General features: G+C 72.0%; 2 protein-coding genes (1 of these 2 cut by a window edge). Both read left to right on the top strand.

What is annotated here, in order from left to right; all coding sequences use genetic code 11:
- The first annotated feature begins 162 nt into the window (after positions 1-162).
- The gene (locus LX13_RS17300; RefSeq protein WP_253662511.1) at positions 163-8298 is read left to right on the top strand and encodes a non-ribosomal peptide synthetase; all 8136 of its coding nucleotides are present in this window, start codon (positions 163-165) and stop codon (positions 8296-8298) included.
- Positions 8247-24254, top strand: the start of a protein-coding gene (locus tag LX13_RS17295; protein ID WP_253662510.1) for a non-ribosomal peptide synthase/polyketide synthase. The gene runs 25248 nt beyond the window's last position; 16008 of the gene's 41256 nt are visible here — the first part of the coding sequence; its start codon is at positions 8247-8249; its stop codon lies beyond the right edge, outside the window. The genes LX13_RS17300 and LX13_RS17295 overlap by 52 nt, the downstream gene beginning before the upstream one ends.

Genomic DNA, 24254 nt, shown 5'->3' with positions numbered 1-24254 from the left:
CGACACCCCTCGCGGACGGGTCGTCCGAACGTCCGAATCTTGGAGGTTTTCACAGACGGGGTCGCTATGATGACGGCGTCGGTCCGGTTGCCCGCTCGGGGGGGTGTGCAACGAACTCAAGCGGGTCGAGATCTTTGGGTCGGGAGAATCGGTGAGCAGATCATGGGTGCGCCAAGCAACGGGGGACGGTCGATGGACGGCGAGCGCGTCGCCGGTCTGACGACCGATCCGATCCCGCTGACCGCTGCCCAGAGGGGCATGTGGTTCGCCGAGCGGCTGCACACCGACTACTCGATCACCGTCGCGCACTACCTCGACATCCGTGACGAGGGTCGGCCGCTCGACCGCGACCTGTTCTGCGCCGCGGTGCTCGACGCCGCACGGTCGCTGGAGTCCGCCTTCACCCGCATCGTGGTCGTCGACGACGTCCCGATGCAGTGGGTGGACCCGAGCGTGGACTTCCGCGTGGAACCCCTCGATCTGCGTTCCGAGCCCGACCCGGTCGCGGCCGCCCGTGCGTGGATGGACGCCGATCATCGGCGTCCGATGGATCTCGAGACCGACCGAGTCGCGATCTCCGCGCTGATCCGCGTCGCCGACGATCGCTGCTTCTGGTACCTGCGGGGCCACCACATCGCCTTCGACGGCTTCTCCGCGCTCAACAGCCTGCACGAGGCTGTGCACCGCTACAACGCGATGCTCGCCGGCACCGAACACGTCTCACCCGCCCGGGCATCACTCGCCGAGATCTCGGCCGACGACGACAGATACGCGCAGAGCACCCGACGCCAGAGCGACCGCGAGCACTGGGTCGCCCGCGTCGCCGACCTGCCCGAGGGGCCGACCCTGTCGCAGCGGGCGAGCAACGCACCCCTCTCACCGGCCAACGTGATGGCCAGCACGCGGATCAGTCGCACCCGCCAGGACCTGGTGGACACCACCGCCGCCGCGGGGAACACCTCGGCGGCCGCCCTGCTGACCGCTGCTTTCGCCGCCTACCTGTCGCGGATGACCGGCGTCGACGACGTCGTGCTCAGCCTGCCGGTCACCGGGCGGGCCAGCGCCCGGGTGAAACGCGGCAGCGGCATGGTCGCCAACATGCTGCCGGTCCGGATCGACGGTGTCGCCGGTGCAACCGGGCGTGGGTTGATCGCGCAGGTGCAACTCGAACTGACCGGCGCCCTGCGGCACCAGCGGTTCCGCTACGAGGACATCCGGATGGCCGCGGGCATGGCCGACGCCACCGCCGCGTCGTTCGGCCCGATCGTCAACCTCGTCTTCTTCGACCGTCGCATCGAGATCGACGGGGCCCGGGCCGACTACCACATCCTGTCCTCGGGAACCCTGGACGATCTGCGGATCAACCTCTACCAGGCGAGCCCGGGCGAGTGCCTGGTCGTGGACCTGCACGGCAACCCGAACCTGTACGACCAGGCCGAGCTCGACACCCACCTCGAGCGCTTCCTGCTCCTCGTCGACCGTCTGCTCGGGTCACCGGACACCCCGATCGCCGACCTGTCGGTGCTGCTCGACTCCGAACACGCCGCCCTGATCGCCCGGGGACGCGGACCCCGGCGTGCCGACACCCCCGGTGAGCACCTCCTCGCGGGGTTCGAGACGCAGGTCGCGGCCACCCCCGACGCGGTCGCGATCGACGCGCCCGGGCACAGGCTGAGCTACCGCGCATTCGCCGACCTGCGCACCGACCTCGCGCAACGACTACGTCGAGACGGCGTGATCCCCGGTGACCGCGTCGTGGTCGCGCTCGACCGTGGTGTCGCCCAGGTCGCGGCGGTGTACGCCGTGCTCACCCTCGGAGCGGTCTACGTCCCGGTCGACCCGGCCGACCCCCGCGAACGCACCGACGCGATCGAGGCGACCGTCTCGGCCCGGTTGCGTGTCGACGACGCGTACCTGGTGTCGATCGGATTCGACCCGGCCCATCCGGTTCCCGACCCGTCGGACGCCACCGAACTCACGATCGCCCCCGGCGGCGCGGCATACATCATCTTCACCTCCGGTTCCACCGGCACGCCCAAGGGTGTCGAGGTCGGACACCGTGCCGTGCTCAACCGACTCGACTGGATGCAGGACGACCACCGGATCGACGGGGCCGACGCCGTCCTGCACAAGACGCCGACCACCTTCGACGTGTCCGTGTGGGAGTTGTTCTGGCCGTTGCGCACCGGGGCGCGCATGGTCATCGCCCGCCCGGGTGGGCACCGCGACCCCGACCACCTGCACGACCTGATGGCCGAACGCGGCGTGACCGTGGCCCACTTCGTGCCGTCCATGCTCGACGTCTATCTCGACGTGGTGTCGGCCGACGGCCGAGCGGCGTCGCTGCCTGCGTCGGTGCGCACGGTGTTCACCTCGGGCGAGGCACTCGGTGCGGCCACCGCCGGGCGGCTGCTGGGGTCGTCGACCGCGGAACTGGTCAACCTCTACGGCCCGACCGAGGCGGCGGTCGACGTCACCTCCCACCGCGTCGCGCCGGGCGCCGACCCCGTGCCGATCGGGCGCCCCGTCGCCGAGACCGAGGTCTACGTCCTCGACGCATCTCTGCGCCCGATGCCCACCGGGGTCGCGGGCGAGCTCTACCTCGCGGGGCGACAACTCGCGACCGGGTACGTCGGTGCCCCCGGGATCACCGCCGACCGGTTCGTCGCGAACCCGTTCGACGGCGCCGGCACGCGGATGTACCGGACCGGTGACCTGGTGCGCTGGAACGCCACCGGCGAGATCGAGTACCTGGGTCGCACCGATCTGCAGGTCAAGATCCGTGGGCGTCGCGTCGAACTCGGCGAGATCGAGTCGGTGCTCACGACCGTCCCCGGTGTCGAGGCCGCAGCCGTGCTCGCGCGCTCAGACCTCGGTCCCGCCGTCACCCTGGTGGCCTACGTACGCGGCAATGCCGAGCTCGACGTCGACGTGATCGCCGACCGCTGCCGTCGCCGCCTGCCCTCGCACATGGTGCCCGCGGCGATCGTCGTGCTCGACGAGCTCCCCGTGACCGGGTCGGGCAAGCTGGACCGCCGCGCGTTACCCGCGCCCGTGATGCGCTCCGACACCCCGCATCGGGAGGCGGAGTCGGCGGTCGAGATCGCGCTCGCCGACCTCGTTCGCGACCTCCTGCAGATCGAGCGGGTCGGCATGCGCGACAACATCTTCGCCCTCGGCGCCGATTCGCTGATCGCCGCCCGACTCGTGTCGGTGGCGCGCACCGAACACCGGCTCGCCGTCGACCTGGCCGATGTCTTCGACAGTCCGTCGATCGGGGAGCTGGCCACCCGTACCCACCCGCTGGACGAGGTCGCCGCGGCGACACCGCAGCGTGCGCGCCCTGCGGCGATCCCGTTGTCGCACGCGCAGACCCGGCTCTGGTTCATCAACCGGATGGACCCGTCCGCACCGACCTACAACATGTCCGGCGCGGTCCGCCTCGGTATCGACGTCGACGTCATTGCGTTCGCCGCGGCGGTGCGCGACGTCGTCGAACGGCACGCGATCCTGCGCACCGTGTTCCCGTCGGTCGACGGTGAACCGGTCCAGCAGGTCCTCGACATGGCCACCGTCGCACCTGGTCTCGACGCCCGGGTTCTCGACGCCCAGGGGCGCGGCGAGCGGTCCGCGTCGGCCGTAGACGCCGAGGCGACCATCGCCGACCTGGTCGGGACCGGGTTCGACCTCGAACACGAGATCGGGTTCCGCGCGTACCTGCTGCCCTCGTCCGGCTCCGACGCGACATCGGCCGAGTCGATCGCGGTCCTGGTCGTCCACCACATCGCCGCCGACGGCCAGTCGCTACGCCCGCTGATCGGCGACCTGCGCCACGCCTACGACCGGCGTCGGGCCGGGCTCGCACCCGAGTTCGCCCCACTGCCCATCGATTTCGCCGAGGTGGCGTTGCGGCAGCAGGCCCGCCTCGGCGGTCTGGCGGACCCCACCCCGGTGCTGACCGGCGGGCTCGAGTTCTGGCGGCGCGAGCTCGACGGCGCCCCGGGACTGTTGACCCTGCCCACCGACCGACCCCGACCCCAGGTCGCCGACGGTCGCGGCGCGTACCTCGACACCACGCTCGACGCCGATCTGTCCGCCGGGATCCGGCGTCTGGCCACCGATCTCGCGGTCACCCCCTTCGCGATCCTGCACACCGGCCTGGCCGTCGTGCTCAGCCGGCTCGCGGGCACCGACGACGTCAGCATCGGCAGCGCGATCGCCGGTCGCGACGACCCGGCGACCGCCGACATGGTCGGCATGTTCGTCAACACCGTCGTCCTACGGTCCCGGATCCGTCCCGCGCAGTCCGTCGCCGACCTCGTGACCGCTTCGCACCGGGGTGTCGCCGGTGCCATGGCCCACGCGGAGGTGCCCTTCGAGCGGGTCGTGGACGCACTGGCACCCCAGCGCTCGTCCGGGCACGCCCCGCTGTTCCAGGTCGCGCTGACGATGCAGTCGGATCCGATGGCGGATCTCGCGATCCGCTCGGACGTCGACGCCGGACCCGACGCACGGGTCCCGGCCGCGAAGTACGACCTGACCGTCACGGTCACCGAGCCGGCCGACCGGACGTCTGCCCGCGGCTACGCCATCGAGATCAACTACGCCACGGCGCTGTTCGACGGCCCGACGATCCGGACGCTCGGCGATCACCTGCGGCGCGTGTTGGGTGCGGTCGTCGCCGCACCGTCGGCGCCGGTGGGCCGTATCGGTCTCCTCGACGACCGGGCCGCGGTCGTGGCCACGTCGTCGGTTGTGTCGCATCCCCACCGCACGCTGTCGGAGCTGTTGGCGGCGGGCGCCGAGGCGGCCGACCCGGACGCCCTCGCGGTGTCGGGCGCGGTGTCGATCACCTGGGCGGTGTTCGAGTCCCGGACCAACGAGCTGGCCCGCGAACTCATCTCGCGAGGCGTCGGCCCCGGCCAGATCGTCGCGATCTCCATCGGACGATCGCACCACTCGGTCATGGCGGTCGTCGCGGTCGCGAAGACCGGAGCGGCCTTCGTCACCATCGACCCCCGTCAGCCGGACGCCCGACGCGCCGCCCTGATCGCCGACAGCACGGCCACGCTCGGGCTCACCATCTTCGAACTGGGGACACCCCCGTCGGACGGGCGGGCGATGACGTGGCTGGCCATCGACGAGGTGTCGTTCGAACTCGGGCTCGCCGGACACAGTGGATCTCGTGTCCACCCGTCCGAGCTGCGTCGGCCGGTGCACACCGCCGACCTCGCCTATCTGCTGTTCACGTCGGGCTCGACCGGGCGCCCCAAGGCCGCCGCGGTCACCCACGCCGGACTGGCCGATCTCGTCGCGACGCAGGCCGCGGTGCTCAGCTGCGACCGCACCTGCCGGGTGCTGCACGTCGCGTCGCCGAGCTTCGACGTGTCGCTGTTCGAGATGATCATGGGCCTGTGCGCGGGCGCGGAACTGGTCATCAGCCCGCCGGACGTGTTCGCCGGACCCGAACTCGCCGCGCTCATCGCCGAGCGCGGCGTGACGCACGCGGTGATGACCCCGTCGGCGTTGGCGACCATCGCGCCGTCGCAGGTCCCGACCCTGCGGATCGTGGCGAGCGCAGGTGAGCAGCTCCCGCCGGAGCTCGTCGGCCGATGGGCGGGCGCGTCGCGCGACCTGCACAACTTCTACGGCCCCACCGAGGCCACGATCACCGCGACCACGACGTCGGCGATGCGGGTCGGGCCACCGGTCACGATCGGCCGCGCGATCGACGGCATGACCACGCTGGTCCTCGACGACTGGTTGCGTCCGGTCCCCGACGGGGTCGCCGGTGAGCTGTACCTGGCCGGCCCGGCGCTGGGCCGTGGCTACCACGACCGTCCCGGTCTCACCGCCACTCGGTTCGTGGCCAACCCGTTCGACGCCGGGGCGACGCGGATGTATCGATCGGGTGACCGTGTGACCCGCACGGCCGCAGGCGATCTGCTGTACCACGGCCGCACCGACTTCCAGATCAAGATCCGCGGCGTACGCGTCGAACCCGGTGAGATCGACGACGTCCTGACGTCGATCGACGGCGTCGAGGCCGCGCTGACCGTCGCCACCACCACCCCGGGCGGGGAGGACGTGCTCGTGGCCTACGTGACCCCGGCGCCGGGCCGAGTCCTGGTGCCGCAGCACGTCGTCGACGCCGCCGCCCGCGCACTGCCCGCGTACCTGGTCCCGCGCACCGTCGCCGTCCTCGACGAGTTCCCGCTGACCACTGTCGGCAAGATCGACCGGTCGGCGCTGCCCCCGGTGACGCTGACCGCATCGCCGGACTCGGTGGCCCCGCGCAGCCAGCTGGAGTCGGTCGTCGCCGGCGTCTTCGCCCAGGTGCTCGGTGTCGACTCGGTCGGGGTGTTCGAGAACTTCTTCGCCGCGGGCGGCAACTCGTTGTCGGCCACCAAGGTGGTCGCACGGCTGGAAACACTGCTGGACCGCCGGATCTCGGTGCGGACACTGCTGGAGAACCCGACCGTCGCGACGCTCGTGGGTGCGGTCACCACCGCCGACCCGCGTGGTGCCGTCACCCCACCGCTGACCGTGCGTCCCCGTTCCGAGGTCGTCCCGGTCTCCGGTGTGCAGCGCAGCATGTGGCTGGTCAACCGCGCCGACCCCGACTCGTCGTCGTACAACGTCTCCCTCGCGCTGCGCCTGAGTGGCGCGGTCGACGTGCCCGCACTGCGCGCCGCCATCACCGACCTGGTGATGCGCCGCGAGACCCTGCGGACGACCTACCCGTTGCTGGGGGGCGAACCCGTACAGGTGATCCGCCCGGCCGCTGCCGTGGCCGACGATTTCGTGGTCCCGCTGGTCGACCTCACCGCCCGCCGGTCGGCCGCCGCGCCCGAGGAGATCCCCGCCGCCATCGCCGCGGTCACCGACCGCGGATTCGACCTCACCACCGGTATCCCGGTCCGGGCCGCGGTGGTGCGGGTCGGACCCGACGACCATCTCCTGGTGTTCGTGGTGCACCACATCAGCGCGGATGGTGCGTCGCTGATGCCGCTGGCCCGCGACCTCGTCGACGGCTACACCGCGCACCTCACCGGCCACCGGACCACGCGGGGACCGCTCCCGCTGAACTATGCGGACTGGGTCGTGTGGCAGCGCGAGCGGCTCGCCACCGTCGCCGACGACGGCACGACGCACGCGGACCGTCAGCTGGCCTACTGGACCCGTCGCCTGGCCGGGGCGCCCGACCGCATCGCCCTGCCCACCGACCGACCACGTCCGACGACCCCGAGTTCGCGCGGCGACGTGGTGGATTTCGAGATCGCGGCGCCGGTGGTCGACGCGCTGGAATCCATTGCCCGTGAACACAACAGCACCCTGTTCATGGTCGTCCACGCCGCGTTCGCGGTGCTGATGTCGCGGCTGTCGGGACACGACGACGTGGTCGTCGGGACGCCGTACGCCGGTCGGGACGACGAGACCCTCGACGACATGGTCGGGATGTTCGTCAACACCCTGGCCCTGCGTACCCGCGTGCGGTCGGGGGAGGGGTTCGAGACGCTGCTGCACCGGGTGCGCGGTGAGGACCTCGCCGACATGTCCCACGCCGACGTCGCGTTCGACGAGATCGTCTCGCGGGTGGTCTCCTCGACGACCGGCTCGCACAACCCGGTGTTCCAGGTGATGTTCGCGTTCCAGAACATCGTGTTCCCGACCGTCGAACTCGACGGTCTGCGGATCACCCCGGAACCGCTCGCGTCGGTCGCGGCCAAGGTCGACCTCGAGTTCATGCTGTTCCCGGTCGATCCGAGCGGCGCCGACCACGGCGGCGCGATGGCGGGCCGGGTCATCTTCGCGACCGACCTGTACGACGCGACGACGGTGGAACGCATCGTCGCCCGCTACGGACAGATCCTGCGGACGGTGGCCTCGGATCCCACCCACATCGTCGGCGACATCGACCTCGCGCTCGATCACCCGACCGATCCCGCGGTTCTGCTCGGCGCCATCGAGGAGTCGGCGGCGGGTACAGGCAGCGATCCGGCCGACCTCGCGCACCTGGTGGCCGTGGCCACCGAGATCGATCCCGACGCGACCGCCGTCGAGTACGGCGGCGTCGAGGTCAGCTTCGGTGAGATCGATTCGATGGCAACGGCACTGATGATGACGCTGCCCGACGGCGACACGTATGGTGCTCTCACCATGGCCCTGACCGCAGTGGTTCCCGAGATCGCCGACGACGGTGTCGAGGTCCTCGATGCCGTGCTGGCGCAACTGCAGGTCAATGCGTGCCGGATCGCCGGCGCCGCTACGGCTCCGGAAACGGCCGACCGGGCGTGACCGCGATCGGTTCCGAACCACCTCAGGCGCCACCACGGCACCGCGCTCGTCCGTCCACCCAGCGGCTCGTCGCGCTCGCGGCGTCGCTCGCCCCCACCCAGGTGGCGTTCGCCGGGGCCCGCAAGCCCGTCACCTTCGCCGACCTCCGCGCCAAGATCGACGCCACCGTCGCGATGTTGACCCCCCGGGGCATCGACGCCGAGGCGGGGGTCGGGGTGGCGGTCACCGGTCTGTTGCCCCGCACCGGCCTCGCACCTGCGGAGGTCGCCGCCGCGACCACCGCCACCGTCGCCCTCATCCGGTCGACGGCGAACGAGATCGCCGGGACGTCGGACTGGGAGTCGGTGGCGGGTCGCTTCCGGTCGGCGGTCCACCGGTACCCGGGTCGGACCGCGGTCACCGATGTCGACGGCACAGCGCTGACCTACCGCGATCTCGACCAGCGCTCGGACCGCGTGGCCGCCGGACTCGTCGCGGCCGGAGCAGGCCCGGAGACCCTCGTCGGCGTCGCGCTGCCACGTACGGCCGAGTTGATCGTCACCCTCGTCGGGGTGCTCAAGTCGGGCGCCGCGTACCTACCGCTGGACCGGTCGCATCCGCTGGCGCGACTGCACGGCATCGTCACCGACGCCGGGCCCCTGCTGATCGTCACCGACACCGAGACGACCGCGTCGTGGGACCGACTGGGCGTGCCGCTGACGACCGTCGACGACCTGAGCGCCGCACCCGATCCCGACGTGGGCCTCCCGCTCGGGATCGACGGCCGACACCCGGCCTACGTGATGTACACCTCGGGATCCACCGGCACCCCGAAGGGCGTGGTGGTCACCCACGACGCCGCCGTCACCCTGCTCGAGGGGCTCGACGACATCTACGACGCCTCCGCCGACGACGTGTGGTCGATGTTCGCGTCCTACGCGTTCGACGTCTCGGTCGGCGAGATCTGGACGGCCCTGACCACCGGTGGGCGACTGGTGGTCCTCGACCATGTGACGACGCGCTCGCCCGACGACTTCCTGGTCACGCTGGAGCGTGAACAGGTCACGATCGTCAACCTGACGCCGTCGGCCTTCTACCAACTCGCCGCGGCCCTGCGCCTCCCCGCGGCCGGCCGCTTGGCGCGCTCGGTGCGACGGATGATCTTCGCCGGTGAGGTCCTCGACATCGAACAGGTCCGTCGGTGGCACGCCGACCGACTGGCCGTCGACGGCGAGCCCGGACCGCAGCTGAACAACATGTACGGCCCGACCGAGACCACCGTCTACATGACCCGGCGCGAGATGACCGCCGAGTTCGCCGGGGCGGCAACCGCATCCGACATCGGCACCGCGATCCCGGGCAGCGTGGTCCACGTCCTCGACGCGCGGCTGCGGCCGGTCCCCGACGGTGTACCCGGTGAGGTGTACGTCGCAGGGCCCCAGGTCGTCCGCGGGTACCTCGCGCGCACCGACCTCACCGCAGGCCGGTTCGTGGCCAACCCCTTCACCGACACCGGCGAGCGGATGTACCGCACCGGCGACGTCGTCCTGGTCCGCGGCGACTCCTACGAATTCCTCGGTCGCAGTGACGATCAGGTCAAACTCCGCGGCTACCGGATCGAGCTGGGCGAGGTCGAGGCGGCGCTGCTGGCCCCCGACGGCGTCGGGTCCGCCGCCGCGGCGATCCGGCAGCGCGGCGATCTGCCCGAACAACTCGTCGGCTACGTCGTCGCCGCATCGACGGCGGGCGCCGATCTCGATGTCGCGGCCGTGCGCGCGGCGGTGGCGACGCGGGTACCGGACTACATGGTCCCCGATGTCGTCATGGTCCTCGACCGACTCCCGTTGAACGTCAACGGCAAACTCGATCGCAACGCGCTCCCGGTGCCGCAGGCGGTCACCCACGACGACGCGGAACCGGCCGCGACCGACGCCGAGCGCGCGTTGGCCGATCTGTTCGCCGAGGTCCTCGAGACCGACCGGGTCGGGGTCACCACCTCGCTGTTCGACCTCGGGGGCAACTCCCTCGTCGCCGCGCGGATCGCCGCGCGCAGTGCCGATGCCCTCGACATCGCCGTCACCGTCCGCGACCTCTTCGAGGCCCCCAGCGTCCGGGAACTCGCCGGGCGACTCGCGCAGCGGACCCGCATCGAGCGGCCGCCGCTGATCGCCACCGACCACGACGGCCCGGTTCCGCTGTCGGATGCGCAGCGCCGCATCTGGTTCCTCGCCGAGCTCGATCCGCACAGCTCTGGCTACAACATCCCCCTGGTGCTGCGGTTCCGCGGAGACCTCGACGTCGCCGCGCTCGATCGAGCGCTGCGCGACGTCATCGACCGGCACGCGGTGCTGCGGACCCGGTTCGCGACGACCGACGGGGTGCCCGAGCAGGTGGTGCTGCCGGTCGGCGACCATCACCCCGACGTGGCCATCGACCCGCCGATCGATCTGCGCCACAACGACATGTCGTCGCGGACGGAGGCGATCCGGGCCATCGTCGACGCCGAGTTCGACCTCGCGGTCGCGCCGCCGCTGCGGGCACGGCTCGTCCGTGTCGCCGATCTGGAGTTCGTGTTCGTCGTCGTCGCCCACCACGTCATCAGCGACGGCGGGTCGTTCGGGCCGCTCGCACGGGACCTGATGACCGCCTACCGGGCGCGCTGGAACGGGGTGGAACCGGACTTCGCGCCGCTCCCGGTGCAGTACGCCGACTACACGCTGTGGCAGCGCGCGGTACTCGGGGACGACTCCGACCCGACGTCCCTCGCGGCGCAGCAGTTGCGCTTCTGGACCGAGCAGCTCGACGGCATCCCCGAGTTGATCGACCTCCCGCTCGACCGGCCCCGACCCGCGGTGGCCTCGAGTGCCGGCGCCGAGTACCGGTTCGTCGTCGACGCGACCACCGTGGCCGGCCTGCGCCGCGTCGCCGACGACTGCGGCGCAACGATGTTCATGGCCGTCCACGCGGTGTTGGCGGTGGTGCTGGCACGGTCGGGGACGACCGACGACATCGTGATCGGCACCGCGATCCACGGGCGCGGCTCGGCCGAACTCGACGACCTGATCGGCATGTTCGTCAACACCCTCGTGCTGCGGACCCCCGTCGACCGGGGCGCGGGCTTCGTCGAGCTCCTGAACCGGGTACGCACCACCGACATCGCCGCACTCGACGCCACCGAGGTCACCTTCGAGCGGCTGGTCGACCACCTCGACCCCGAACGCTCCACGGCACACGCGCCGCTGTTCCAGGTCGCGCTGGCGTTCGTCGACGATCAGCAGGTCCGGTTCGAGCTGCCCGGTCTGACCGTCGCCGGCGTCGACACCGAGGTCACCACCACCAAGTTCGACCTCCAGCTCACCGTCTCCGAGGGGGCCCACCCGCACGACGCCGGTGTCGACGACGGCGCGCTGTCGGCGGTGTTCACCTACGCCACCGCACTGTTCGACGAGTCGACGATCGCCGAACTGGCCCGTCGCCTGACCGCGGTGATCGCCGCGGTCGGAGCCGACCCGAGCCTCCCGGTCGGCGACATCGACGTCCTCTCGCCCGAGGAGTCCCTGGCGCTGACGACCGCGACGGGACCGGTCGAGGTCACCCCGCGAACCCTGCCTGCGATCTTCGCCGCCGCCGTCGCGTCGAATCCGGACGGGATCGCGATCAGCGCAGCCGGCGTCGAACTCACGTACTCCGAGCTCGCCGCACGCGCCGACGCGGTGGCCGCGGTGCTGCATTCGTCCGGGACACGGGCCGGCGACCCCGTGGGCCTGGCCGTGGGCCGATCCGTCGAGGCGATGGTCGGGTTCTGGGGCATCGCGGCGGCGGGAGCCGCGGTCGTCCCGATCGACACCGCCTCCCCGTCCGAGCGTGTCGCGTCGATGATCTCCGACGCCGACCTGCGCATCGGACTGACCACCGCGTCAGACCGGAGCGGTCTGCCGGGCGCGGTCGACTGGTTCGAACTCGACGCGCTGCCGGAGACCGCGGGACGCGGCGAGACCGGTTGGGGGGAACCGCGTCTCGACGACACCGCGTACGTCATCTTCACGTCCGGGTCGACCGGTCGGCCCAAGGGCGTCGCCGTCACCCATCGCGGACTCGGCGACGTCGTCGCGGAGATCATCGACCGCTTCGACGTGACCCCCGCCTCGCGGGTGCTGCAGTTCGCGTCGCCGAGCTTCGACGCGTCGGTCTTCGAGGTGCTCTTCGCCGTCGCGTCGGCCTCGACACAGGTGATCGCGCCGCCATCGATCTACGGCGGCGACGAACTCGCGTACCTACTCGCCGAGCAGCGGGTCACCCACGCCTTCGTGACCCCGGCCGCCCTGGCCACCGTGCCCTCCGACGACCTGCCCGACCTGCAGGTCGTGTGCGTGGCGGGCAATGTCTGCGCGCCCGAGTTGGTGCGCCGGTGGAGCCTCGGTCGGCGGATGTTCAATCTCTACGGCCCCTCCGAGACCACCATCTGGAGTACCTCGACGCCACCGATGGTGGCTGACGGGCCGGTCCGGATCGGCGCACCCATCATCGGTGTGGGTGTCGCGGTCCTCGACGACCGTCTGCGCCCCGTGCCCGCCGGGGTCACCGGTGAGCTCTACATCTCCGGACCCTCCTTGGCGAGAGGCTATCTCGCCGCGCCGGGTCAGACCGCGGTCCGGTTCGTCGCCGACCCGTCCGGTGCGCCGGGGGAGCGGATGTACCGGACCGGTGACCTCGTGCGGTGGCGTCGTGCCGTCGACCGGTCGACCGGCGACGCGTGGGAACTCGAGTTCGCCGGCCGTACCGACTTCCAGCTGAAGGTCCGTGGATTCCGCGTCGAACTCGGCGAGATCGACATCGCGCTCGGCGATCAGCCCGGCGTCGAGTTCGCCGCCACCCTCGGCGTCGACGACCCGGCCTCCGGCACGACGACGACGGCCTCCTATGTGTATCCGCGTGCCGGGCACACCCTCGACGCCCGCACGCTGCGCGCCGGACTCTCCGATCGTCTGCCCGCGCACATGATCCCCGCGTCGATCACCGTGCTCGACGAGGTGCCGCTGACGTCGGCGGGCAAACTCGACCGCACCGCGTTGCGCGCCATCGCAATCGAGCCGGCGCCGACCGGGAGGAGCGACCACGTCCCGCCGGCCGGCGACGTCGAGCGCATCGTCGCCGACGTGTTCGCCGACGTACTCGGGGTCGATCGCGTGTCGGTCACCGAGGACTACTTCGAGCTGGGCGGCAACTCGCTGTCGGCCACCCGCGTGACCGCGCGGGTCGGCTCTGCGCTGGGTGTCACCGTCCGCGTGCGTGACCTGTTCGACGCTCCGTCGGTTCGCGCCCTGGCCGCGCGGCTCGACACGCGGGAGCGGGGCGCCGAACGTCCCGAACTCCGTCGTCGTCCGCGCCCCGAGACGATCCCGCTGTCGTTCGCGCAACGGCGCATGTGGTTCATCAACCAGTTCGACACCTCGTCGGCCGGCTACAACATCCCGGTGACGGTGCGCCTGCGCGGACCGCTCGACACCGACGCGATGGCCCGCGCCCTCGGCGATGTCGTCGAACGCCACGAGGTGCTGCGCACGATCTACCCGGCCCAGACCACCGCGCCGTCGAGCACCTCGACGAGCCCCGATTCCGAACCCGCGCAGCGCATCCTCGACCCGATGACCGCGCGCGCGGCGCTCGACTGGGCCACCGCCCGGGCCGACGAGGCCCGCGACCACCGCAGCCAGGGCTTCGACGTCGGCGTCGAGCTCCCCATCCGGGCCCGCCTGGCCCGGCTCGGCGCCGACGACCACCTGCTGGTCATCGTCGCGCACCACATAGCCTTCGACGGTGAGTCCGCCCCCGTGCTCGCCCGCGACCTGGCCACCGCCTACGCGGCGCGGGTCGCGGGTGCGGCGCCGGAATGGATCCCGCCGCGGGTGCAGTACGCCGATTACGCACTGTGGCAACGGGATCTGCTGGGTGACGCCGCCGACCCCGACTCGGAGATGTCGCGCGCACTGGCGCACTGGACGTCGCATCTCGCACACCTGCCGGACATGCTTCGCCTGCCGTTCGACCACCCACGTCCCGCCGTCCCGACCATGCGCAGCGGGTCCGTCGAGTTCACCGTGCCCGCAGCCACCCGGGCCGCTCTGCGCCGACTCGCCCAGGCGCACGACGCGTCGCTGTTCATGGTCACCCACGCCGCGCTCGCCGTACTGCTGGCGCGGGTGTCGTCGACCGACGACATCGCCGTGGCCACCCCGGTTGCCGGACGCGGTGCGGCCGAACTCGATTCCCTCATCGGCATGTTCGTCAACACCCTCGTGCTGCGCACCGAGGTGGATCCATCCGCGGGGATCGACGAGCTGATGGCGCAGGCCCGTCGGGTCGACCTCGACGCCTTCGCCCACGCCGAGGCGCCGTTCGAGCGGGTGGTCGACGCCGTCGACCCGGTGCGCTCGGAGTCCTTCGAGCCGCTCGCGCAGGTCCTGTTCGTCTACGACGCCGCGGCGCCGCTCGCGGCCCGCATCGGCGAGATCGAGATCGAACTGGAGGCCCCCGGCGACGACGCGGCCAAGTTCGACCTGACCGTCGGTGTCACCGACGGCCTCACCGCGGATGCGGACATGACCGGCGTGATGATCTACGCCGCCGACCTCTTCGACCGTCCGACCGTGCAGGCCTTCGTCGACGCGTTCGTCCGCATCCTCGCCGCGTTCGCCCGCACCCAGAACGGGATGGGCGGGCCGGTCCCTGCGATCGGGGACATCGCGATCCTGCCGCCCGAGTCGGTCGCCGAGCAGACCGCGGCGGCGACCGGTGCCCTCGTCGACCTGCCCCTCACGACCCTCCCGGACGCCACGCACGCGTTCGGCTCGGCCCATCCGGACCACGTGGCGCTCGTGACCGACGAACGGACCGTCACCCACGGCGAGTTCTGGACGCGGGTCGGGCACCTCGCGCGCGATCTCGTCGACGCCGGGATCGGGCCCGAGGTCGCGGTCGCGGTCTGCATCCCGCGATCGATCGAGATGCTCATCGCGGTGCACGCGGTGCTCGCCGCCGGTGGCCAGTACGTCCCCATCGACCCCGGGACACCCGCCGACCGGGCCGAGCACATGCTCGTCACCGCCGCCGCGCAACTCGTGCTGACCGGTCCGGGGCCGGCACCGCGGGCGGTGGCGACGACCGGGCTGCGGCGCGTCGTCGTCGACGCCACCGCGGAGATCACCGCCGGATCCCATCGCGGGGCCCCGCTCGTCGACGCCGACCGGACCGCGCCGCTGCGGCCCGACCATCCGGCCTACACGCTGTTCACCTCCGGTTCGACGGGCCGACCGAAGGGTGTGACGGTGTCGCACCGCGCGGTCCTCAACCGGCTGCGGTGGGGGCTGGCGACCTTCCCGATCGACGATTCCGACGCAGTCGTCCTCAAGACCCCGTACACCTTCGACGTCTCGGTGCCGGAGCTGTTCGCGCCGTTGACGGCAGGCGCGCGACTCGTCATCGCCCGCCCGGACGGTCACACCGACCCGGACTACCTCGTCGACCTGCTCGAACGGGAACACGTCACCTCGGTCCACTTCGTCCCGTCGATGCTGTCGGTGTTCCTCGACGTCGTCGACCCCGTCCGCCTCGCCCGCCTCACGTCCCTGCGCTACCTGTTCTGCTCGGGTGAGGCGCTGTCGGTGTCGGTGGCGAGGGCCGCGCGCCGGGTACTGCCCTGGGCCGCGCTGCACGACCTGTTCGGGCCGACCGAGGCCGCCGTCGAGGTCGCGCATCAGTCGCTCGAGGTGGTGGGGGAGACCGTGCCGATCGGTCGGCCGGTGTGGAACACGCAGACCCTCGTCCTCGACCCCCGTCTGCAGATCGTGCCGGCCGGGGTGGTCGGCGAGCTGTACCTCGGTGGCCCCCAGCTCGCGCGGGGTTACGCGGGCAGACCGGATCTGTCCGCGGAGCGGTTCGTCGCCAGTCCGTTCGCCGGCACCGGACCTGTCGGCGCACGTTTGTACCGCACCGGTGACCTGGTGCGGCGCAACGCCTCCGGTGAACTCGAGTACCTCGGCCGGTCCGACTTCCAGGTCAAGCTGCGCGGTCAGCGCATCGAACTCGGCGAGATCGAGGCGGTGCTCGCCGGCGCGGACGGCGTCGTGCACGCGGCGGCCACGGTGGTGCCCGGACCGGGTGGGACCGATCATCTCGTCGCCTACCTCGCAGGCCGCTCGGGCGGCGACCTCGCCGCGACCGGTGCCGACGCCCTCGTCGCCCGCGCCCGCGCCGCGGTGGATTCCGCGCTGCCGGAGTACATGCGGCCGACGGTGTGGACGGTTCTCGACGACGTGCCGCTCAGTGCGGCGGGCAAACTCGACCGGCGTGGCCTGCCTGCCCCCGACTTCGGCCGCGGTGCCGGTGCCGACGAGGCGGTCGTCGAGCCGGCCACCGACGACGAGCGGGTGATCGCCGAGGTGTTCGCCGGCGTGCTCGGCACCGACCGCGTCTCGGTGACGGCCTCGTTCTTCGCGCTCGGCGGCGACTCGATCATGTCGATCCGACTCACCTCGTTGCTCCGGGCGGCCGGGTACACGGTGACCCCACGAGACATCTTCACCGCACGCACGGTGCGGGCGCTGGCTCGGGTGGCGGGCACCCACGGCCACGCCCCGCTCGACGAATACGACGGTGGCGCAGTCGGACCGGTGACCATGACCCCGGCCGTCGCGTGGATGCTCGACCTCGCCGACGGTCCGGTCGACTTCGCCGACTTCTCGCAGTCGACGGTCCTCGCGCTCCCGGACGAGGCCGACATCGACACCGTGCGGTCGGTGATCATCGCGGTCGTCAACGCGCACCCGATGCTGACCGCGTCCCTGCGAGTCGTCGACGGCGAATGGACCGTGACCGCGGGCGCCGGAGACCCCGACGATGTCCTCGTCCGCATCGACGACCCGCCCGGCCCGGGGCCCACGGTCACCGACCCGACGGCCACAGACGTGACGGACGATCTCGACGCCCGGGTACGCGCCGCGCACGCGAGCGCCCTGGCGAGTCTGGACCCGGCGTCGGGCCGCCTGGTCGCCGCCGTCGGCGTACGCGCCCCGGCCGGTGGCGGACGCCTCGTGGTCGCCGCCCACCACATCGGCGTCGACGCGGTGTCGTGGCAGACCATCGTCACCGGGATCGCCTCGGCGTGGTGGCAGCACACCTCGGGAGAGCCGATCGCCGTCTCGCCGACCGGCACGCCGTTCCGTCGCTGGGCCGGCGTGCTGGACGAACTGTCCGCCCGCGACACCGAACTGCCGCTGTGGGATTCGCACCTGCCCGCGCCGGACGCCGACCATCCGCCCCGGTTCTCGCTCGATCCTGCCCGCGACCGCATGTCGACGGTGCAGACGGTGCGTACCGTGATCCCGACGGCGATCGCCGACGCAGTGTTGACCACGGTCCCCACGGCCTTCGGGACGCGCGTGGACACCACCCTGCTGGCCGCGCTGGCCGCGGCGCTGGCCGACGACGCGCACGATCGGGTGTCGATCCTGGTGGAGAACCACGGTCGCGAGGAGCACATCGCACCCGGTGCGGACCTGTCGGAGACCGTCGGCTGGTTCACCGCCTTCGTCCCGGTCACCGTCGCCACTCCCGTGGGAACGCCGATCGCCGCGACCGTCAAGACGGTCAAGGACGCCCTGGCCCGCATGCCCGACCGCGGTGTGGCCTTCGGGCCCTTGCGGTACCTGCGTCCCGACTCCCCGCTGCGCGACCGCCCGCTGCCGCCGGTGAGCTTGAACTACCTGGGCGTCCTGGGCGGCGTCGCTCCGGCCGACGACGTCGCGCTCGCCGCCTTCGCCCCCGCACCCGACGCCCCCACGTTGCCGGCGTCGACACACGGTGGTCTGCAGGCGCTCTCGGCGCTGACCGTCACCGTGGGCGCAGTCGACGGCGACCCGGCCGACGGCGGCGGGGGACGCGAGTTGCGGGCCGAGTTCGCCTATCCAGCCGGTGTTCTCGCCGCAGACGACGTCACCGACATCGCACGGCGATGGGGCGAGAGCCTCGCCGAGATCGTACGACAGACCGCGATCGCCGACCCCGGCCCGAGCGAGACCGACCTCGCGTCCACCGGGCTGGTGCAGTCGGAGATCGACACGATCCTGCGTGAGCGTCCCGGTGCCCGTCTGTGGCCGCTGACCCCGCTGCAGCAGGGCCTGTTCTTCCAGGCCGAACTCGCCGCCGGGTCCCGCCTGGGGGCCGGGCGCGACGAGATCGACGTCTACGTCACGCAGTCGACGATCACCTTCACCGGAGACCCGTCGGCGTCGTCGATGCACGCCGCCGCACGAGCCCTGCTGGCCCGACACCGCGTGCTGCGTTCGGCGTTCGTGCGCACCGACTCCGGACGCGCCGCGGTGGCGATCGCCCCAGACGTCGACCCCGACTGGCGCACCATCGATCTCACCGCCGAGGAACCGACCGCGGCGACGGCGCGTGTCACCGACATCGCCCACCACGAACGCACCGCGGGCTTCGACCTCGGTCGGGCGGGGCTGCTCCGGTTCGTCCACGTCCGCCACCGTGGTGCCGACGGCGAAACGCTGGTGTCGCTGATCATCTCGGCGCATCACCTCATCCTCGACGGGTGGTCGGCGCCGATCGTGCTGACCGAACTGCTGGCGCCGGCGCACGGCCTGCTGCCGGAGGTCCGTTCGGTCGACGAGCCGGATTTCGGGACGTACCTGGAGTGGCTGGAGAGTCGCGATCAGGCTGCGGCGCTGTCGGTGTGGCGTACGGCTCTCGGCGGGATCGACGGGCCGTCGCTGGTCGCCCCCGGTCACGTCGCGACCACGCAGGCGCCGCCGCGCGATCGCGTGGTGCTCCTCGACGCCGATCTCACCGCCGGACTCGCGGCCACCGTCCGCACGCTGGAGGTGACCACCAGCACCGTGGTGCAGGCGGCCTGGGCCATCCTGCTGGCGCGCATCACCGGTCAGCAGACCGTGGTGTTCGGAGAGACCGTGTCGGGCCGTCCGCCCGAGATCGACGGCGTCGCACAGATGATCGGTCTGTTCATCAACACGCTGCCGGTCGCGGCCGCCGTCGACCCGGATCAGACGATCGCCGCGCTCGTCGCCGACCTTCATGGCCGCAAGACGGCGGTCCTCGACCACCAGTACGTCGGGCTGGGGGACATCACCGCGGCGGTGGGCGCGTCGGTGCTGTTCGACACCCTGACCGTCTACGAGTCGTACCCGATCGACTCGGCCGCGCTCGAGGCCGCCGCCCGCGACGCCGACGGACCGACCATCCGCGACGTGTCGGCCACCGACGCAACGCATTACCCGCTGAACCTCATCGCCGCGCCGGTCGGCGACCGACTGCAGCTCACCCTCAAGTACCTGCCGTCGGCGTTCGACGACGCGCAGATCGACGTGTTCGCCGACGCGGTGATCGCGATCCTGCGCGCCGTCGTCGAGCGTCCGACCACGGCGGTGGGCGAGGTCGACCTGGTGTCCGGCGACGTCGCCGAGCGCATCGCCGCCTGGTCGGTCGGCCCCGCACTCCCGTCGGACACCGACGCACCGACGGTGCTGCCCGACCTGGTCGCCGCCCAGATCGACCGCACACCCGACGCCACCGCACTCATCTCCGACGACGGGTCGCTGACCTATGGCGAGTTCGGTGCGCGCGTCGAGGCGCTGACCGAGCGCCTCGTCGCGGCCGGTGTCGGGCCGGATGTCGCGGTGGCGGTGTCGGTCCCGCGATCGGTCGAGATGGTCGTGGCCATCCACGCCGTCACTGCGGCCGGCGGACAGTACGTCCCGCTCGACGTCGACGCCCCGGCCGATCGCACCGACCACATGGTGACCACCGCGCGGGTGCGCGCGGTCATCCGTGCGGATCCCGCGGCCGCCGGTGGCCTCGACATCACCCCGATCGGGACCCCCGCACCCGCTCGATCGCGCGGGCCGCTGCGGGCCGACGACGCGGCCTACACGCTGTTCACCTCCGGCTCCACCGGGCGTCCCAAGGGCGTCACCGTGTCGCACGCCGCGATCGTCAACCGCCTCCGCTGGATGCAGTCGGAGTTCGCTCTCGACACCTCCGACGTGGTGCTGCTCAAGACCCCGGTCACGTTCGACGTGTCGGTGTGGGAGTTGTTCTGGCCGTTGATGACCGGTGCGTCGATGGTGATTGCCCGTCCGGACGGCCACCGGGACCCTGCCTACCTCGCCGAGCTGATCGCGGCGCAGCGGGTCAGCACCCTGCACTTCGTGCCGTCGATGCTCTCGGCGTTCACCGAGGTGCACGGAGCCGACCTCGCCGTCGCCTGCGCGTCGGTCCGACAGGTCTTCACCTCCGGTGAGACCCTGACCCCGGCGCTGGCCGCCACAACCACGCGCGCGCTCCCGGACGCCCGGTTGCACAACCTGTACGGCCCCACCGAGGCCGCCGTCGACGTCACCTGGCACGAGGTCGTCGCCGGGGCGAGCACGGTGCCCATCGGACGCCCGATCGCCGCCACCGTGACCCGCGTCCTCGACGCGCGCCTGCGGCCGGTCCCACCAGGGGTGATCGGCGAGCTCTACCTCGGCGGAGTGCAGGTCGCCCGCGGATACGCGTCCCGGCCGGACCTCACCGCCGACCGGTTCGTCGCCGATCCGCTGGGCGATCCGGGCGCGCGGCTGTACCGCACCGGAGACCTCGTCCGCTGGACCTCCGCCGGCGACATCGACTACGTCGGTCGTGTCGACTTCCAGGTCAAGCTGCGCGGCCAGCGCATCGAACTCGGGGAGATCGAGGCGGTACTGGCCGGTGCGCCGGGCGTGGTGCTGGCCGCGGTCACGGTCGCGACCGCACCCGATGGCGGCGAACACCTCGTCGCCCACGTGACCGGCGACATCGACCTCCCGACGGTCGCCGCCTCGGTGGCGCGGTCGCTGCCCGCCTTCATGCGTCCGACCGTGTGGTCGGTGCTCGACGCGATGCCGATGAACTCCGCGGGCAAGGTCGACCGACGAGCGTTGCCCGAGCCGGTGTTCGACGGAGCGGTCGCGGGGACCGAGTTCGTCGAGCCCGTCGGCGTCGTCGAGGAGCGGATCAGTGCGGTCATGGCCGAGGTCCTCGGGGTCGAGCGGGTGTCGGCCACGGCCGACTTCTTCGACATCGGCGGTAACTCGCTGTCGGCGACGCGGGTCGTCGCCCGGGTGTCGGACGCCCTGTCGGTCGCGGTCGGCGTCCGCGACCTGTTCGACGCGTCCTCGGTGCGCTCCCTGGCCCAGCGGGTACGCGCCGCCGACGTCACGGTGGTCGAGGCGTTGGTCGCCGGGGCGCGGCCGGCGACGATCCCACTGTCACCGGCCCAGCGGCGGATGTGGTTCATCAACCGGTTCGACCCGTCGTCGGCGGCCTACAACATCCCGTTCGCCCTGACCCTGCGTGGAACCCTCGACGTCGTCGCCCTGCGCGACGCCCTGTTCGACGTCATCGTGCGCCACGAGACGCTGCGGACCGTGTTCACCCAGGGTGCCGACGGCGTTGTCGCCCAGCAGATCCTGGCTCCCGCCGCGGTCGACCAGGACGCCTGGTGGACCACGACCGGCGTGAGCGATCTGCCCGCCCGCCCGTTCGACGTCACCGTGGACATCCCCATCCGCGCCGGCGTCGTCGCGACCGGGCCCGACGACCACCTGCTCGTCGTGGTGCTCCACCACATCGCGAGCGACGGGGAGTCGTTGGCGCCGTTGACCACCGACCTGGTGACCGCCTACACGGCGCGCGTGGCCGGGGTGGCACCGACGTGGACACCGCTGTCCGTGCAGTACGCCGACGTCACCCTGTGGCAGCAGCGGGTCCTCGGTTCGATCGACGACCCCACCTCGGTGCTCGGCGGGCAGGTCGAGCAGTGGCGGACCCGACTGGCCGGACTACCCGACGTCCTCGAGCTGCCGACCGACCGTCGCCGTCCCGCGGTCGCCTCGATGCGGGGTGCCGGAGTCGGTATCGACATCCCCGCCGACCTCGTCGCGGAGATCGACGCGTTCGCGAGCCGACACGGCGCCACCGTGTTCATGGTCGTGCACGCCGCCCTCGCGGCCGTCCTCGCACGTCTGTCGGCCACGGGCGACATCGCGATCGGCACCCCGGTCGCCGGACGTGGCCGGAGCGAACTCGATCCGCTGATCGGCATGTTCGTCAACACTCTCGTGCTGCGCACCGAGGTCGACCCGGCCGCGTCCTTCGCCGAGCTGCTCGACCTCGTCCGCACCACCGACCTCGACGCCTTCGCCGGTGCCGACGTCCCCTTCGAGCACCTCGTCGACCTGCTGGCCCCCACCCGCTCCGAGGCCTTCGCCCCCCTCACGCAGGTGCTGCTGACCGTCGAGCAGCACGCCGCGGACGGCCCGGGCGGTGCACTCGACCTCCCCGGACTGCGCATCACACCCGTCGACGCCGGTGACCCCGCCGCCCGGTTCGATCTCACCGTGGGGCTGACCCTCGCCCGCGACGACACCGGCACCCTGGTCGGACTGACCGGCTCCATCGTCTACGCCACCGACCTGTTCGACGCCGACACCGTGGACGGGATGGCCCGTCGCCTCGTCGACGTCCTCGTCGCCGGGGTCGCGTCGCCGACAACACCCGTCGGCGACATCGACATCGCCGACGAGCGCGAACGCCGCGAGATCGCGCGGTGGTCCACCGGCGACACCCGCCCGCTCGAGAACACGAACCTCGCCGCGCTCGTGGCCCGCCGGGTCGCCGCCACCCCGGAGGTGACGGCGCTGGTGTTCGGCGATCGCACGGTGTCCTACGCCGAGTTCGGCTCCCGTGTCGCCACGCTCGCGCGGACCCTGGCCGCCTTCGGGGTCGGCCCGGACGTGGCCGTGGCCGTGCGCATCCCGCGGTCGGTGGAGCTGCTGGTCGCCATCCACGCCGTCGTCGCCGCGGGCGGGCGGTACGTGCCGATCGACACCGAGGCCCCGGCCGAACGCGCCGCCTCCATGATCGACACCGCGCGGGCCCATCTCATGCTGATCCCGACCGGGTCGACGATCGCGCTCACCCCCGGTGCGACGTACGCGGTGCTGCCCGTCGACGCCTCGACACCGGTGGACGGTTCGGCGACCCTCGACGACGCCCGCCTCGCCGTGGCGCACCCCGACGACGCGGCCTACACGTTGTTCACCTCCGGCTCCACCGGACGCCCCAAGGGCGTGACGGTCTCGCACCGGGCGATCGTCAACCGGCTCGCGTGGATGCAGGAGCGTTTCGCGATCTCGGCCGACGATGCCGTGCTGCAGAAGACACCGGTGACCTTCGACGTGTCGGTGTGGGAACTGTTCTGGCCGTTGCTGTCCGGATCGCGACTGGTCATCGTCGCACCCGACCGGCACGGCGACCCCGGCCACCTCGCGCAGGTCATCGAGCAGCAGCGGGTGACCGTCGCCCACTTCGTGCCGTCGATGCTGGCCGCGTTCGTCGACGTCGTCGCCACCATCGGGACCGCCGACCTGACCGGCCTGCGCGCGGTCTTCGCCTCCGGCGAGGCGTTACCCGCGGGCACCGCGCACGCGATGCGCGCACTGACCCCGCAGGCGCGGCTGCACAACCTCTACGGCCCCACGGAGGCCGCGGTCGACGTGACCCACCACGAGGTCGTCGGGGGGGAGACGACAGTGCCCATCGGTCGGCCCGTGCCCAACACCGTCACCCGCGTCCTCGACGACCGCCTGCGTCCGGTTCCGCCCGGGGTGATCGGCGAGCTGTACCTCGGTGGCGTGCAGGTGGCCCGCGGGTACGAGTCCCGCCCCGACCTCACGGCCGAACGGTTCGTCGCCGATCCGTGCGCCCCCGATCCCGAGGTTCCCGGCGAGCCCGGTCGTCGGCTGTACCGGACCGGCGACCGCGTCCGGTGGAACGACGCGGGTGAGCTGGAGTATCTGGGGCGCAGTGACTTCCAGGTGAAGCTGCGCGGTCAGCGCATCGAGCTCGGCGAGATCGAGGCCGCG

The sequence above is a fragment of the Williamsia maris genome (assembly GCF_024171815.1).
GTDB lineage: Bacteria > Actinomycetota > Actinomycetes > Mycobacteriales > Mycobacteriaceae > Williamsia_A > Williamsia_A maris.
Note: the sequence above shows the minus strand (reverse complement) of the source record. Positions and strands in the feature narration are given on the sequence as shown.